Annotated in this window: 16 protein-coding genes; 15 read left to right on the top strand and 1 reads right to left on the bottom strand. The window is 64.2% G+C overall.

The genetic code is table 11. The features are described 5' to 3' along the window. Window positions 1-41: 41 nt before the first annotated feature. The 5 genes from EP379_RS00375 to EP379_RS00395 are packed head-to-tail and all read left to right on the top strand — an operon-like array spanning window position 42 to window position 2,757. Window positions 42-485 carry a rhodanese-like domain-containing protein gene (locus EP379_RS00375; RefSeq protein ID WP_127474627.1) on the top strand — a complete coding sequence of 148 codons (444 nt, stop codon included), beginning with the start codon at window positions 42-44 and terminating at the stop codon, window positions 483-485. A 45-nt stretch (window positions 486-530) separates the two neighbouring features. Beyond that, window positions 531-788: a glutaredoxin 3 gene (gene grxC / locus EP379_RS00380; protein WP_127474629.1), complete on the top strand. Its 258-nt coding sequence runs from the start codon at window positions 531-533 to the stop codon at window positions 786-788. A 10-nt stretch (window positions 789-798) separates the two neighbouring features. After that, window positions 799-1,233, top strand: coding sequence for a thioredoxin TrxC (gene trxC, locus EP379_RS00385; RefSeq protein WP_127474631.1), 435 nt, complete (start codon window positions 799-801; stop codon window positions 1,231-1,233). Window positions 1,234-1,263: 30 nt separating this feature from the next. Beyond that, on the top strand, window positions 1,264-1,752 hold the full coding sequence (gene secB, locus EP379_RS00390) for a protein-export chaperone SecB (protein WP_127474633.1): 489 nt from the start codon (window positions 1,264-1,266) through the stop codon (window positions 1,750-1,752). Then, the gene (locus EP379_RS00395) at window positions 1,753-2,757 is read left to right on the top strand and encodes an NAD(P)H-dependent glycerol-3-phosphate dehydrogenase (protein ID WP_127474635.1); all 1,005 of its coding nucleotides are present in this window, start codon (window positions 1,753-1,755) and stop codon (window positions 2,755-2,757) included. It abuts the gene before it with no gap. Window positions 2,758-2,797: 40 nt separating this feature from the next. On the opposite strand, the gene trmL is transcribed toward EP379_RS00395, so the two are convergent. Beyond that, on the bottom strand, window positions 2,798-3,253 hold the full coding sequence (gene trmL, locus EP379_RS00400; protein ID WP_127474637.1) for a tRNA (uridine(34)/cytosine(34)/5-carboxymethylaminomethyluridine(34)-2'-O)-methyltransferase TrmL: 456 nt from the start codon (window positions 3,251-3,253) through the stop codon (window positions 2,798-2,800). A 117-nt stretch (window positions 3,254-3,370) separates the two neighbouring features. Between trmL and EP379_RS00405 the strand changes: the two genes are divergently transcribed. The 10 genes from EP379_RS00405 (at window position 3,371) to EP379_RS00450 (ending at window position 14,005) form a co-directional block, all read left to right on the top strand. After that, window positions 3,371-4,348, top strand: a complete 978-nt coding sequence (locus tag EP379_RS00405) for a dihydroorotate dehydrogenase (RefSeq protein ID WP_127474639.1) — start codon at window positions 3,371-3,373, stop codon at window positions 4,346-4,348. Between the two features lie 363 nt (window positions 4,349-4,711). Beyond that, window positions 4,712-5,476 carry a pilus assembly protein PilM gene (gene pilM, locus EP379_RS00410; protein ID WP_127474641.1) on the top strand — a complete coding sequence of 255 codons (765 nt, stop codon included), beginning with the start codon at window positions 4,712-4,714 and terminating at the stop codon, window positions 5,474-5,476. Then, window positions 5,476-6,078, top strand: a complete 603-nt coding sequence (locus EP379_RS00415; RefSeq protein WP_172600325.1) for a PilN domain-containing protein — start codon at window positions 5,476-5,478, stop codon at window positions 6,076-6,078. Before pilM ends, EP379_RS00415 begins: the two co-directional genes overlap by 1 nt. Further along, window positions 6,075-6,731 (top strand): hypothetical protein, encoded by a 657-nt coding sequence (locus EP379_RS00420; RefSeq protein WP_127474645.1) that lies wholly within the window; start codon window positions 6,075-6,077, stop codon window positions 6,729-6,731. The genes EP379_RS00415 and EP379_RS00420 overlap by 4 nt, the downstream gene beginning before the upstream one ends. 70 nt (window positions 6,732-6,801) lie before the next feature. After that, complete coding sequence (locus EP379_RS00425) at window positions 6,802-7,059, top strand: hypothetical protein (RefSeq protein ID WP_127474647.1); 258 nt, start codon at window positions 6,802-6,804, stop codon at window positions 7,057-7,059. Window positions 7,060-7,064: 5 nt separating this feature from the next. After that, the gene (gene mshL, locus EP379_RS00430) at window positions 7,065-8,765 is read left to right on the top strand and encodes a pilus (MSHA type) biogenesis protein MshL (RefSeq protein ID WP_127474649.1); all 1,701 of its coding nucleotides are present in this window, start codon (window positions 7,065-7,067) and stop codon (window positions 8,763-8,765) included. Window positions 8,766-8,845: 80 nt separating this feature from the next. After that, a complete protein-coding gene (locus EP379_RS00435; protein ID WP_127478776.1) occupies window positions 8,846-9,781 on the top strand; it encodes an ExeA family protein in 936 nt (311 codons plus the stop codon). Next, a complete protein-coding gene (locus EP379_RS00440) occupies window positions 9,778-10,800 on the top strand; it encodes a tetratricopeptide repeat protein (protein ID WP_127474651.1) in 1,023 nt (340 codons plus the stop codon). The genes EP379_RS00435 and EP379_RS00440 overlap by 4 nt, the downstream gene beginning before the upstream one ends. A 242-nt stretch (window positions 10,801-11,042) precedes the next feature. Continuing rightward, window positions 11,043-12,782: a GspE/PulE family protein gene (locus EP379_RS00445; RefSeq protein ID WP_172600326.1), complete on the top strand. Its 1,740-nt coding sequence runs from the start codon at window positions 11,043-11,045 to the stop codon at window positions 12,780-12,782. Beyond that, a complete protein-coding gene (locus EP379_RS00450; protein WP_127474653.1) occupies window positions 12,782-14,005 on the top strand; it encodes a type II secretion system F family protein in 1,224 nt (407 codons plus the stop codon). The genes EP379_RS00445 and EP379_RS00450 overlap by 1 nt, the downstream gene beginning before the upstream one ends. The last annotated feature ends 5 nt before the right edge of the window (window positions 14,006-14,010 follow it).

Consider the following 14,010-nt stretch of genomic DNA (forward strand, 5'->3'; position numbering starts at 1 on the left):
CCGGCTGCCTACCCTATCTCCGGCAAACCCGCGACTGACCCATGCAGCAATTCGGCCAATTCTTTTTCAATCACTGGGACCTGTTTCTGGCCCTGTTCGTAACGCTTGCCATGCTGGTCTATACCAGCTTCAGCGCCCGGCTGCGTGGCTATCAGGAAGTGCAGCCGCTGGAGGCGGTGCAGCTGATGAATCACCAGGAGGCGGTGATGCTGGACGTGCGCGAGGACAGCGAATACGCCGCCGGCCACGTACAGGACTCCATCCATATCCCGCTCGGCAAGCTGCGCGAGCGCCTGGGTGAGCTGGAGGCCTACAAAGGGCGTGCCGTGGTCGTCGGCTGTCGCAGCGGTCACCGTTCCGCCAGCGCCTGTGCCATGCTGCGTAAGCAGGGTTTCGAGAGGGTCTACAACCTGCGCGGTGGTATTCTGGCGTGGGAAAATGCCAGCCTGCCGGTCAGCCGCGGCGGTAAGCGAAAAAAGAAGTGAACGGAACGCGAGAGCGCGATCTCGCACAACAGAGAGAGGCTCACCATGGCCAAGGTTGAAATCTATTCCACCGGCAGTTGCCCTTACTGCGTTCGTGCCCGCAGCCTGCTGGAACGCAAGGGCGTGCCATACACCGAGTACCGCATCGATCTCAAGCCGGAACTGCGGCCGGAGATGGAGCGCCGCGCCAACGGTGGCTCGTCGGTGCCGCAGATATTCATCGATGACCGCCACGTCGGCGGTTGCGACGATTTGCATGCACTCGACGCCGCGGGGCAGCTGGACCCGCTGCTGAAAGGTTAGGTGCCATACCATGAATGACGGTCTGCACGTCGTCTGTCCTCATTGCGATAGCGTAAACCGTGTCCCGCGCGACAAGCTGGGCGCCGGGGGCCATTGCGGCCGCTGCAGGCAGCCCTTGTTCACCGGCCACCCGCTCGCCCTGCGCGAAGCGAACTTTGCACAGCATCTGAGTCGCAGCGATATCCCACTGCTGGTGGATTTCTGGGCCAGTTGGTGCGGACCCTGCAAGATGATGGCGCCGGTGTTCGAGCGTGCCGCTGCCGAGCTGGAGCCCCATGTGCGCCTGGCCAAGGTCAACACCGAGGAGCAGCAGGCGCTGGCGGCGCGCTACGGTATCCGCAGCATTCCCACCCTGATCCTGTTCAAGGGCGGCCGCGAGGCGGCGCGCATCTCCGGTGCCCTGGATCTGCAAAACCTGCTGGCGTGGACGCGGCAGCATCTGTGACCGATATCAACCCCTAGCGAAGGCTCGACCATGTCCGACAACGACAACAGCACAGCCCAGAACAGCGAGACCCAGCCGCAGTTCGCCATCCAGCGCGTCTATCTGAAGGATGTGTCCTTCGAGACCCCGAACTCGCCGGCGGTTTTCGCCACCCAGTGGCAGCCCGAGGTCAACGTCGAACTCAATTCCGGCGGCACCCGCCTGGCCGATGATGTCTTCGAGGTGGTGCTCACCCTCACCGTCACCTGCAAGGCGGGCGACAAGACCGCCTATCTGGTCGAGGTGCAGCAGGCCGGCATCTTCACCATCGCCGGTTTCGACGAGCCGACCCTGGCCGGCATGCTGGGCAGCTATTGCCCGAACATCCTGTTCCCCTATGCCCGCGAGACCATCACCAGCCTGGTGAGCAAGGGTAGTTTCCCGCAGCTGCTGCTGGCACCGATCAATTTCGACGCCCTGTATGCCCAGCATCTGGCGCGGCAGCAGAGCGACGCCGGCAAGGAAGCGCCGGTTCACTGAATGGGCCAGCCGACCATCGCCGTCCTCGGCGCCGGGTCGTGGGGTACGGCGCTGGCCATCCTGCTGGCGCGCAACGGCCTCCCCACCCTGCTGTGGGCGCGCGATGCCGCCCAGGCGGCGGCCATGCAGGCGGAGCGGCGCAATGCGCGCTACCTGCCGAACCACCCCTTCCCCGCCGGCCTGCGCGCCACGGCCGACCTGGAGGAGGCACTGGCGGCGGCGGACGACCTGCTGCTGGCGGTGCCGAGCCACAGTGCCCGCGCCACCCTGCAGGCCATCGCCCCCCAGGTCACGGCCACCACCCGCCTGGCCTGGGCCACCAAGGGCCTGGAACAGGGCAGCCGCAAGCTGCTGCACCAGGTGACGGCCGAGGAGCTGGGTAGCGACATCGCGCCGGCGGTGATCTCCGGGCCCACCTTCGCCCGCGAGGTGGCCGCCGGCCTGCCCACCGCCGTGACCGTCGCCTGCCGCGATGCAGGGGTGGGGCGTTATTTCGCCGCCTGCCTGCACGACACCACCTTCCGCGCCTACACCAGCGACGACGTCGTCGGCGTCGAGCTGGGCGGTGCCATCAAGAATGTGCTGGCCATCGCCGCCGGCATCGCCGACGGCATGGGCCTGGGCGCCAACACCCGCGCCGCTCTGATCACCCGCGGTCTGGCCGAGATGATGCGTCTGGGCGTGGCCCTGGGCGGACGGCAGGAAACCTTCATGGGCCTGGCCGGGCTGGGCGACCTGGTGCTCACCTGCACCGATGACCAGTCGCGCAACCGCCGCCTGGGTCTGGCGCTGGGCCGCGGCAGCGACCAGCAACAGGCGCGGCAGGAGATCCGCCAGGTGGTGGAGGGGGTGCAGACCGCCGCCGAGGTGTGGGCGCTGGCCGGTGCGATGGGGGTCGAGATGCCCATCACCGAGCAGGTGTGGCGCGTACTGCACCAGGGGCAGCCGGTGCAGGCGGCGGTGCAGGCGCTGCTGGCCCGGGAGCAAAAAGACGAGCGGGCGTAGCCCGCTTTTTTGTATCGACTGCCCGCACTGGCGGTGGGCGTCAGCGGAAACCCTGCTGCCGCCAGGCCTCGTACAGGATCACCGCCACCGCATTGGACAGGTTGAGGCTGCGGTTGCACGGGCGCATGGGGATGCGCAGACGGTGTTCGGGCGGCAGGCTGTCGATGATCTCCTGTGGCAGGCCGCGGCTTTCCGCCCCGAACAGCAGCACGTCGCCCTCCCGATAGGCCACCGCGCTGTAGTCCTGCCGGCCGCGGGTGGTGCAGGCAAACACCCGTGCCGGCTTCAGCTCCCGTAGGAAATCCTCATAGCTGTCGTGCACCTTCAGGGTGGCGTACTCGTGGTAGTCCAGCCCGGCCCGGCGCAGGCGCCTATCGTCCAGCTCGAAACCCAGCGGGCGGATCAGGTGCAGCTGCGCCCCGGTGTTGGCGCACAGGCGGATGACGTTGCCGGTGTTGGGCGGGATCTCGGGCTGGAACAGGACGACGTGAAACATGGATGGAAGTGGCAAGTGGCAAGTAACAAGTTGCAAGATACTAGAAAACGCCTCTGTTCCTCTGCTTTTTTCCCGAGTATCTTGTCACTTGTAACTTGCCATTTGTAACTGACCCTAATGCATACCGAAGACAAACCACTCCTCGCCGTGGACTTCTGCGGCATGAACTTCGCCTCCCCCATCGTGCTGCTGTCCGGCTGCGTCGGCTTCGGCGAGGAATACACCCGGGTACAGGGGTTTTCCAACCGCGAGGTGGGTGCCGTGTGCCTCAAGGGCACCACCCTGGAACCGCGCCTGGGCAATGCGCCGCACCGCGTCTATGAAACCCCGCAGGGCATGCTCAACGCCATCGGCCTGCAGAATCCGGGGGCGCGTTATGTGGTGGACAAGATCCTGCCGACGCTGGACTTCGGGGAAACCCGCTTCATCGCCAACATCTCCGGCTCCACGGTGGAGGAATACGCCGAAGTGGCGCGCATCTTCGACGACTCGCCCATCGATGCCATCGAGATCAACATCTCCTGCCCCAACGTCAAGGCCGGCGGCGTGGCCTTCGGCAACGACCCGGCCATGTCCGCCAAGGTGGTGGAGGTAGTGCGCAAGGCCACCAACAAGCCGCTCATCACCAAGTTGTCGCCCAACCAGACCGACATCGCCGGCAACGCCCGCGGCTGCATCGAGGCCGGCACCGACGCCTTCGCCGTGATCAACACCCTGATGGGCATGGCCATCGATATCGAGAGCCGCACGCCGATCCTGGGCAACAACCAGGGTGGCCTGTCCGGCCCGGCCATCAAGCCGGTGGCCCTGCTGCGCACCCACCAGGTCTACCAGGTGTGCCGCGACCACGGCATCCCCATCATCGGCCAGGGCGGCATCACCACCGCCGAGGATGCGTTGGAGTTCATCATCGCCGGCGCCACGGCGGTGGGTATCGGTACCGCGCTGTTCTACGACCCGCTGGTGTGCGGCAAGATCAACGCCGGCATCGCCGCCTACCTCAAGCGCCACGGCCTGAGCGAGGTGGCCCAGCTCACCGGTACCCTGAGCCTCAACACATCGGCACCACGCAATAACTGCTGCGGGGTGAAATAAGGGATAAACTCACACGGTTTTTCAGGAGCTTAGGACTATTAGTTATTGTTGATTCTAGGCAAAAGTCTGTATTAATCTTAGCGCCAATGTGAACCGGGTCACATTTTCACCCCGGACGCGCGCAACCAAGGAGACAGGGCCCTGTTTTCGCTACTAAAACGAAAGAAAAGCGTCAGCGGACTGATAGGGATCAGCATCCACAGCGAAGGAATCGGTATCGCCCGCATCACCCGCAGCGGCGCCGATGCACGTCCCCGCGTCGCGCTGTGCGAATTTCACCCGGCAACCGCCGCCGAACGGTCCGCCGTACTGTCCTCCCTCGCAAGCAAGTACCAGCTCGATGCGGCCGACTGCACCAGCCTGATGGATGCCAGCCAGTGCAGCCTGCTGCTGGTGGAGGCGCCGGAGGTGGACCCCACCGAGCTGAAGGCGGCCGTGCGTTGGCGCATCAAGGACCTGATCGATTTCCATGTCGACGATGCCGTGCTCGACGTCTTCGACATCGAAGGTCAGCGCGGCCGTACCAAGATGATGTATGTGGTGGTGGCGCGCATCACCATCGTCCAGGAGCACATCGATCTGCTGGAAGGTGCCGACGTGAATCTGCGCATCATCGACATCGCCGAACTGGCGCAGCGCAATATCGCCGCCCTGCTGCCGGAAGATCAGAGCGGTGTCGCCCTGCTCCATCTCACGCCACGGGGCGGCCTGCTCACGCTCACCCGCCAGGGCAGCCTGTTCCTGGCACGCAATCTGGAGTTCGGCACCGATCAATTGCTGTCGGCATTGCCTGCATCCACGGAAAGCGAATTCACTCTCGATGACGACGCCGGCCCGGCGCCGGCCCTGCGCCGCCTGATGGATACCATCGTGCTGGAGATCCAGCGGTCGGTGGACTATTTCGAAAGCCACTTCGGCTTGCCGCCCATCAGCGGCCTGGTCATCGCGCCGCTGGCACAACCGGTACCCGGCCTCGCCGGCTACCTGGGCGGCAATCTCGGCCTGCCGGTGCGCATGCTGGATCTCAACACCGTGCTGGACTGCGAGCAGACGCTGAGTGACGAGTTGCAGGCGCAATGCCTGCCGGCCATCGGCGCCGCCTTGCGCGTGGAAGAGAGGGCGCTGTAATGCAGCAGATCAATCTCTACCAGCCCCTCTTCCGCAAGCAGGAAAAGATCTTCTCCGCCAAGACCATGCTGCAGGGCGCGGCATTGGTGCTGGTGGGCATGTTGCTTTTTTTCGTCTATGCCGCCTGGCAGACCTACAGCCTGGAAAACCAGGTGGCACAATTCGTGCGCCAGCGCGATGACGCAGCCAAACGGGTGGCCGATCTGGCGCGCGCCATACCCGAGCGCAGCAAGAACATGGCACTGGAACAGGAAGTCGTGCGCCTGCGCGCCGATTTGCGTGACAAGCAGCGGGTGGTGGCGCAACTGGCCGATCGTCGCAGCGGCAATACCACCGGCTATGCCGCCCATCTCGAAGGCCTCGCGCGGCAGCGCCTGCCGCAGCTATGGCTGACCCAGATTGGACTGCGCGGCGGCGGCAGCGTGGTCGAACTGCGCGGCAGCGCCTTCAATCCGGAGCAGGTGCCGCAATATCTGCAGCGCCTGTCTGCCGAGGCCGCCTTCAACGGTGTCGAGTTCCGCCAGTTCACCCTGAGCCGCGCCGAGAAAACGCCGCAGCAAGTGGACTTCGTGCTGCTGACCGAGAGGGTGGAAACACGATGAAGGAACGCCTCGAACAACTGCGCGTGCGCATCGATGCCCTCTCCCTGCGCGAGCGCGGCCTGCTGTTCCTCAGCTTGATCGCCGTGCTCTACATGCTGGCCCAGCTGATCCTGTTCAGCCCGCTGGAGGCGCAGCAGAAGCGCGCGCTGGAGCGCATCGGCACGCTGCAGAAGGAAATCACGGCCTTCGACGAGCAGATGCAGAACATTCTGCGTCGCCAGAGCCAGGACCCCGATGCCGACAATCAGCGCCAGAAGGAGCAGCTCACGGCACAGATCGAGGCGCTGGACAAGGAGATTGGCGGTGCCGTGCAGGGCCTCATCGCCCCGCAGCAGATGGCGCGTGTGCTGGAGGAGGTGATCCGGCGTCAGGCGGGCCTACGGCTGCAGCGCATCGAAAGCCTGCCGGCACGCCCCCTGGTCGAGCCGGTCGAGGGCGAGGCCGCGGTGAATGTCGGCATCTGGCGTCACGGTGTGCGCCTGGAGTTCACCGGCGACTACAAGAGCACGCTCGCCTACGTGCGCGAACTGCAGACGCTGCCCTGGACGCTGTATTGGGACGAACTGGAGATCGCCATGGATAAATACCCGCAGGCGCACATCACCATCGTAGTGCATACCCTGAGCCTGAACGAGGGCTGGATCGGTGTCTAGGACGCGCACGCTTCTCCTGTGCCTGTCGTTGCTCCTGCTGGCAGGCAGCGTTGTGGCGCTGGATGACCCCATGCGTCCGCCCGGTCGCGCGGCGGTCAGCACCGCCATGGCCTCCGGTGCGGCGCAATTCGTGCTCAGCTCCACCCTGATCGCGCGCGAGCGCCGCAGTGCCGTGATCAATGGCCGCAGCGTCGGCGTGGGCGACCATGTCAATGGCGCGCGCGTCATCGAGATCCAGCCCTCGCAGGTGCGCCTGCAGCATCAGGGCCGCCAGCTCACGCTGTCGCTGCTGCCGGTGGCCGTGAAGAAACCCGTATCCGCCGAGTGATACCCATGACTACAGAATCGAAAGCCATGTTCCGTATGCCACTCTACCTGCTGGTGCTGTTGCTTGCCGGCTGCGCCAGCCAGGGCACGCCGCCGCGCGGCACGCTGGATGAAATCCATGCCGCATTCAGCGATGACGACACAATGAGCCGCAGCCCGCAAAGGGCCGCACCGCCCGCTGCGGTGAGTGATGCGCTGTTGCCCGCCATCCAGCTCAATATTCCCGGCGCCGACCTGACGGCAACGGAGCCGCGTTTCGACGTCAAGGTGCGCAATGCCGGTGCGCGGGATTTCTTCCTCAGTCTGGTGGAAGGCACGGCCTACAACATGATGGTGCATCCCGATGTCAGCGGCCGCATCAGCCTGGACGTGAAGAATGTCACCGTGCCGGAAGTGATGGAAATGGTGCGCGACACCTACGGCTATGACTTCGACCGCCGCGGCAACTATTTCCAGGTGCTGCCCAATGTGCTGCGGACGCGCATCTTTCAGGTGAATTACCTGGACATCAAGCGCAGCGGCAGCAGCAAGATCAGCGCCGGTGCCACGCAGATATCCCGCAGCGGCGGCACCAGCAGTGACGGCACCACCACCAGCACCACCAGCACCTCCGAAACCAGCAAGATCACCACCGAATCGCAGTCCAGTTTCTGGCCGGCGCTGGAGGCCACGCTGCGCGTGATCGTCGGCAGCGAAAAAGGACGCTCCGTGTCGGTGAACCCGCAGGCCGGCCTGGTCGTGGTGCGCGCCATGCCCGGCGAATTGCGCGCAGTGAAGGATTATCTGGACTCGGCCCAACTGGCCACCCAGCGCCAGGTGATCCTGGAGGCGCGCATACTGGAGGTGGAGCTGTCCGACGGCTTCCAGTCCGGTATCAACTGGTCGTCCCTGACCCGCCACAACGGTGATGTCATGGTGCTCGGCCAGCTCGGCGGCGGCACCGTGTTTGGTGGTACTGGCGTTTCTAATACCGCAGGTTCAACGGTGAACATGACCCTGCCGGCGACGCCGATCACCGGCAGCACCATTCCCACCACCGCCTTCGGTGGCGTGTTCACCGCAGCCTTTGCCGGCAACAATTTCACCGCCTTCATCGAGCTGCTGAAGAGCCAGGGCAATGTGCAGGTGCTGTCCAGCCCGCGCATCTCCACCCTCAACAACCAGAAGGCGGTGATCAAGGTCGGTGCCGATGAATTCTTCGTCACCGACGTCAACACCAGCACCACCACCACGACGACTACCGCCACCCCCAACGTCAGTGTCGAGCTGACGCCGTTCTTCTCCGGCGTCACGCTGGACGTGACCCCGCAGATCAGCGAGGAAGGCGACATCATCCTGCACGTGCGTCCGTCGGTGACCGAGGTGCGCGAGCAGATCAAGGACGTGACGGTGACCACCACCAGTCTGCGCATGCCGCTGGCCTCGAGCACGGTACGCGAATCGGACAGCATGATTCGGGCCAAGAACGGCCAGATCGTGGTCATCGGCGGCCTGATGCAGAACAAGACCCGTGACGAGCAGTACTCGGTGCCGCTGCTCGGTGATCTGCCGCTGGTCGGCGGCCTGTTCCGCCACAACCGTCAGGCCACCAGCAAGAGCGAGCTGGTGATCCTGTTGCGTCCCACGGTGGTGGAGGGCGACGAGCAGTGGTCGCGTGAGGTGCGCCGCGCGTCTGCCGGCTTCCGCCAGTTTGATCCGCAGCCGTGATGTGGTGTCGCCTGGAACATAGCTTCTCCGGTCCAGGTGGTGTATCCGCGCCTGCCGACCGCAATGTGTGAGTGGGCACGATGTATCTGGAGCACTACGGCCTGCGCGAGTTCCCCTTCAGCCTGACGCCGGATACGCAGTATTTTTTCGGTTATGGCCACTACCGCGACGCCCTCGACACCCTCATGGTGGCCCTGGCGGGCGGCGAGGGTTTCATCAAGGTCACCGGCGAAGTCGGTACCGGTAAGACGTTGCTGTGCCGCAAGCTGCTCAATACGCTGGATCGCGGGGCCTTCTATTCCGCCTATATCCCCAATCCGTATCTGACGCCGCCGGCTTTGGGCCTGGCGCTGGCGGAGGAGCTGGGACTGGAGTTGGCGCGCAACGTCGGTCAGCATCGCGCCATGAAGGAAGTGACGCGTCGATTGATCCAGCTGCATGCCGAAGGCAAACAGGTGGTGTTGCTCATCGACGAGGCGCAGGCCATGCCGGGTGAAACCCTGGAGGCGCTGCGTCTGCTGACCAATTTGGAAACCGAGAAACGCAAACTGCTGCAGGTGGTACTGTTCGGCCAGCCCGAACTGGATGAGCGCCTCGATGAGCGGGTCAACCGCCAGCTGCGCCAGCGCATCACCTTTTCCTATCGTCTGGCACCCATCGACCGGCAGGGCATGGAGGCCTACGTGAATCATCGCCTACTGGTTGCCGGCGCGAAGGGCAATCTGCGCTTTGAGGCCGAAGCCCTCGATGCCCTGCACCAGTTCAGCCGGGGCATTCCGCGGCTGGTGAACATCCTCTCGCACAAGGCGCTGCTGGCCGGCTATGGCCAGGGGGTGCGGGATATTTCCAAACGGCATGTGGAAATGGCGGCGCAGGACACCGAGGATGTACACAAGCATAAGGCTGCGGGCGGCCAGCGCTGGCTGGTGGTGCTGGCGGTGATAGCCATTATCGTGCTTGCCGCCCTTGCCTGGTGGCTGGGCCAACCCTGGTATGCGGAGTCGCAACAGCCATGAGTCTGATTAACGACATGCTGCGTGACCTGGAGGCCCGCCGTGCCAAGCAGTCGAACATCCCGGCCGGTCTGCTGCAGGGCATGGGCACCCCTCCGACGCGCGGTGGCCGTCGCCCCGTACTTGTGGCCCTGGGCGCAATAGCGGTTGTGCTGGCCGCGACAGTCATCTGGCTGGCCTGGCAACGCTATGGCGCACCGGCCCGCGTTGCCGCGCCGGTGCCGGCCGTCGTACCGGCTGTGACCGAGCAGGCCGTCGCTGCGCCGGGCGAGCCGCCGGTGCCTGCCACCGCCGCGGTGCCGTCACCTGTAACAACATCCGCAACACAATCCGTGCCGGCACCGTCGGTCGCTCCGGTCACGACCCCGGTACCGGCCGTGCCGGCACCGCGCGCCGCTGCGCCGGCTGCGGCGGCACCGGTGAGGGTGGAAAAGACGGCGCGTGCGCCCACGCCGTCGCAACAGGCGGAGATCGATTTTCAGCGTGGCGTGAACGCCTTGCGCAGTGGTAATCATGCGCAGGCCGAGTCGGCCTTCCGCACGGCCTTGTGGCACGATGCCGGCCATCTGCTGGCGCGCGAAATGCTGGCAGCCATGCTGTTGGGTGCCGGTCGTCTGATCGAGGCGGATGATGTGCTGGAGCAGGGGCGCCGTTTCTTTGCACGCAACCCGACTCTCGCCCTGCTGTTGGCGCGCCTGCGCGTGGAACAGGGGCAGACCGGCGCGGCGGTGACCATCCTGGAGCAGAGCCTGCATGCCGCCATGACACGCCCCGATTACCTGGCTTTCCTGGCCGCGCTGTATCAGCGCGAACTGCGCTATGAGGAAAGTGTGGAGAGCTACGGCCGGGCGCTGGCGCTGCAACCGCAGCAGGCGACTTGGTGGGTGGGCATGGGCATTTCACTGGAAAACGCCGGGCGCCGCGCGGATGCCGTCAAGGCCTACGAGCAGGCTGCCGAGGGCAGCCTGCCGCCGCAGTTGCAGGAGCATGTGCGCAATCGATTGAAGGCCTTGCAACAGTAGGAGCCGGGCTCCTCGCGGCGAACAGGCGCCAGCGCCACGTTGCCCACGGAGCAGATGCCTACGGACTAAGGAAGCTCTGAATAAGTTCAGAGCTTCCGCGGCACAGGGATGTGCCGCCATTTTTCAACGACGATAAGTCGTTGAAAAATGAAGTCAAGCGAAAATCACACTTTTCGCTTGGCGTGGTCTGAGAAGTCCAGGATGGACATATTCAGACCTTCCCTAAGATATGTGAGACAGAGATGATGATCCCGAAAAAGAAAATCCGCATCGGCGACCTGCTGGTCGAGCACAAGATCATCTCGGAAGCACAGTTGCAGAGTGCGCTGGTGGAGCAGAAGAAGAGCGGCCTCAAGCTGGGGCGCACGCTCATTGCCCTGGGTTATCTGAGCGAAGACCAACTGCTGGAATTCCTGTCGCGCCAGCTGCAGATCCCGCTCATCGATCTCAAGCACTACAAGTACAAGCCCGATACGGTACGCCTGATCCCGGAAACCCTGGCACGGCGCTACCGTGTCATCGTGCTGGACAATACCCAGGAGACGGTGCTGGTCGGTATGGCCGATCCCACCGATATCTTCGCCTACGACGAATTGGCGCGCATCCTCAAGAAGCCGCTGCGCGAAGCGGTGGTGCGCGAGGCCGACCTGCTGCGCACCATCGATCAGGTCTACCGCCGTACCGAGGAGATCAGCTCGCTGGCGGTGGAGTTGTCGGAAGAACTCTCGGAAACCGACTTCGACCTGGCGACCCTGGCGCAGACCACCGACGTCACCGATGCCCCGGTGGTCAAGCTGTTGCAATCCATTTTTGAAGATGCCGTGCAGGTGGGGGCCTCCGACATCCACATCGAACCGGATGAAAGCGTGCTGCGTATCCGCCAGCGCATCGACGGTGTGCTGCATGAGCAGGTGATGAAGGAGAAGCGCATCGCCGTGGCGCTGGTGTCACGCCTCAAGCTGATGTCCGGCCTGGATATCTCGGAGAAGCGCCTGCCGCAGGACGGTCGGTTCAATATCCGTGTCAAGGATCACAATATCGATGTGCGTGTTGCCACCATGCCTATCCAGTACGGCGAGTCGGTGGTCATGCGTCTGCTCGATCAGTCCGGCGGCATCCTCGATCTCGATCAGGTCGGCATGCCGGCGGACCTCCTGCAACGCTTCCGCCGCAACATACATCGTCCCCATGGTCTGGTGCTGGTGACCGGCCCTACCGGCAGCGGCAAGACCACCACCCTGTATGCCGCGCTGTCCGAGATCAACTCGGCGGAGAAGAAGATCATCACCGTCGAGGACCCGGTGGAATACCGCCTGCCGCGCGTCAATCAGGTACAGGTGCATACCAAAATCGGCCTCGGCTTCGCCAGCGTGCTGCGTACTGCCCTGCGTCAAGACCCGGACATCATCCTGGTAGGCGAAATGCGCGATCAGGAGACGGCCGAGATCGGACTGCGCGCCTCCATCACTGGCCATCTGGTGTTGTCCACCCTGCACACCAACGATGCGCTCAGCACCGCCATCCGCCTCATCGACATGGGCATCCCCGGTTATATGGTGGCCACCGCTCTGCAGGCGATCATCGCCCAGCGCTTGGTGCGCCGCATCTGCGACGGTTGCACTACAGCCTATACGCCGACACCGCAGGAGATGGCATGGCTGCGTAATCTACTCGGCAGTCAGGTCGATGATCTGCAATTCCGCCATGGCACCGGGTGTCCGCATTGCAACAACACTGGGTATCACCGCCGTGTCGGTGTCTTCGAGCTGCTGGAACTGGATGAGGCTATGGCCGACGCGCTGCGGCAGAATGATTCCGTCGCCTTCTCCCATGCGGTGAAGGCGAATCCCGGCTTCCGTTCCCTCACCCTCAATGCCCTGGATTATGCGGTGGCCGGCATTACCACGCTGGAAGAGGTGCTGCGCATCTCCGGTGAGGATCAGTTGCTCGAGCAGCGCGAAACCAGGGAGGCAAACGGCTGATGCCGCGTTTCCAGTACAAGGCGCGCAACGGTCGCGGTGATCTGGTCACCGGCGAGGTGGAGGCGACCTCGGCCGATGCCGTGGCCACGCAATTGTTCAACAGCGGCATCACGCCGGTGGATATCCGTGAGGTCAAGGCGGAGCGCGATGTGTGGGATGAATTCAAGCGCCGTCTCGGTGCCAGCAATCCCACCCTGGATGATCTGATCCTGTACTGTCGCCAGATGTATACCCTGACCAAGGCCGGTGTGCCCATCATCCGCGGCATCACCGGTCTGGCCGAAACTTCACGTAACCTGGTATTGGCCGAGGCACTGCGCCATATCCGCATCGAGCTGGAAAGCGGTCGCGAGCTGTCCATCGCCATGAGCCGTTTTCCCAATCTGTTTTCGCCGCTGATGATCAGCATGGTGCGCGTCGGTGAGAATACCGGCCAGCTCGATGCCGCCTTCCTGCAGTTGTCGCAGTATCTGGAGCTGGAGCGAGACACGCGCAACCGCGTCAAGATGGCATTGCGCTATCCCACTTTCGTGCTGGTGGCGATCGGCATCGCCATCGGCATCATCAACGTGTTCGTCATACCCGCCTTTGCCCAGGTGTTCCGCGGCATGCACATGGAACTGCCCTGGCAGACCCGCCTGCTCATCGGCACCTCGGAGTTTTTCGTGAACTGGTGGCAGTTCATGCTGGCGGGTGTGGTGCTGCTCGTCTTCGCCCTGCGCTACTACGTACGCACCGAGGACGGTAAGTACCGCTGGGACAAGCTCAAGCTGCGCCTGCCCATCGTCGGCGACATCATCCTGCGCGCCACCTTGTCGCGTTTCGCGCGCTCGTTCGCCATGTCCACCCGCGCCGGCGTGCCGCTGATTCAGGCGCTCAGCGTGGTGGCGCAGGCAGTGGACAACGACTACATCGGCGAGCGCATCCGCAACATGCGCAACGGCATCGAACGCGGCGACAGCCTGACCCGCACCGCCGCCGCCAGCGCCATGTTCACTCCGCTGGTGCTGCAGATGATGGCGGTGGGCGAGGAGACCGGCGCCGTGGATGCGATGATGGAGGAGGTGGCCGGTTTCTACGAGCGCGAGGTGGACTACGACCTGAAGAACATCAGCTCCGCCATCGAGCCGATCCTGATCATCGCCGTCGGCGTCATGGTGCTGATCCTGGCCCTGGGCGTGTTCCTGCCGATGTGGGATCTCACGCAGCTGGCGCGGCGCTGAGCATT

The organism is Sulfurivermis fontis, from assembly GCF_004001245.1.
Classification (GTDB): domain Bacteria; phylum Pseudomonadota; class Gammaproteobacteria; order Thiohalomonadales; family Thiohalomonadaceae; genus Sulfurivermis; species Sulfurivermis fontis.

What these genes read in the sequence shown, in the direction of transcription:
- grxC (WP_127474629.1), top strand. Translation starts at nt 531, where the DNA reads ATGGCCAAGGTTGAAATCTATTCCACCGGCAGTTGCCCTTACTGCGTT.
- secB (WP_127474633.1), top strand. Translation starts at nt 1,264, where the DNA reads ATGTCCGACAACGACAACAGCACAGCCCAGAACAGCGAGACCCAGCCG.
- pilM (WP_127474641.1), top strand. Translation starts at nt 4,712, where the DNA reads ATGGATGCCAGCCAGTGCAGCCTGCTGCTGGTGGAGGCGCCGGAGGTG.
- trxC (WP_127474631.1), top strand. Translation starts at nt 799, where the DNA reads ATGAATGACGGTCTGCACGTCGTCTGTCCTCATTGCGATAGCGTAAAC.
- EP379_RS00415 (WP_172600325.1), top strand. Translation starts at nt 5,476, where the DNA reads ATGCAGCAGATCAATCTCTACCAGCCCCTCTTCCGCAAGCAGGAAAAG.
- EP379_RS00440 (WP_127474651.1), top strand. Translation starts at nt 9,778, where the DNA reads ATGAGTCTGATTAACGACATGCTGCGTGACCTGGAGGCCCGCCGTGCC.
- EP379_RS00375 (WP_127474627.1), top strand. Translation starts at nt 42, where the DNA reads ATGCAGCAATTCGGCCAATTCTTTTTCAATCACTGGGACCTGTTTCTG.
- EP379_RS00425 (WP_127474647.1), top strand. Translation starts at nt 6,802, where the DNA reads ATGCGTCCGCCCGGTCGCGCGGCGGTCAGCACCGCCATGGCCTCCGGT.
- EP379_RS00405 (WP_127474639.1), top strand. Translation starts at nt 3,371, where the DNA reads ATGCATACCGAAGACAAACCACTCCTCGCCGTGGACTTCTGCGGCATG.
- mshL (WP_127474649.1), top strand. Translation starts at nt 7,065, where the DNA reads ATGACTACAGAATCGAAAGCCATGTTCCGTATGCCACTCTACCTGCTG.
- trmL (WP_127474637.1), bottom strand. Translation starts at nt 3,253, where the DNA reads ATGTTTCACGTCGTCCTGTTCCAGCCCGAGATCCCGCCCAACACCGGC.
- EP379_RS00395 (WP_127474635.1), top strand. Translation starts at nt 1,753, where the DNA reads ATGGGCCAGCCGACCATCGCCGTCCTCGGCGCCGGGTCGTGGGGTACG.
- EP379_RS00420 (WP_127474645.1), top strand. Translation starts at nt 6,075, where the DNA reads ATGAAGGAACGCCTCGAACAACTGCGCGTGCGCATCGATGCCCTCTCC.
- EP379_RS00450 (WP_127474653.1), top strand. Translation starts at nt 12,782, where the DNA reads ATGCCGCGTTTCCAGTACAAGGCGCGCAACGGTCGCGGTGATCTGGTC.
- EP379_RS00435 (WP_127478776.1), top strand. Translation starts at nt 8,846, where the DNA reads ATGTATCTGGAGCACTACGGCCTGCGCGAGTTCCCCTTCAGCCTGACG.
- EP379_RS00445 (WP_172600326.1), top strand. Translation starts at nt 11,043, where the DNA reads ATGATGATCCCGAAAAAGAAAATCCGCATCGGCGACCTGCTGGTCGAG.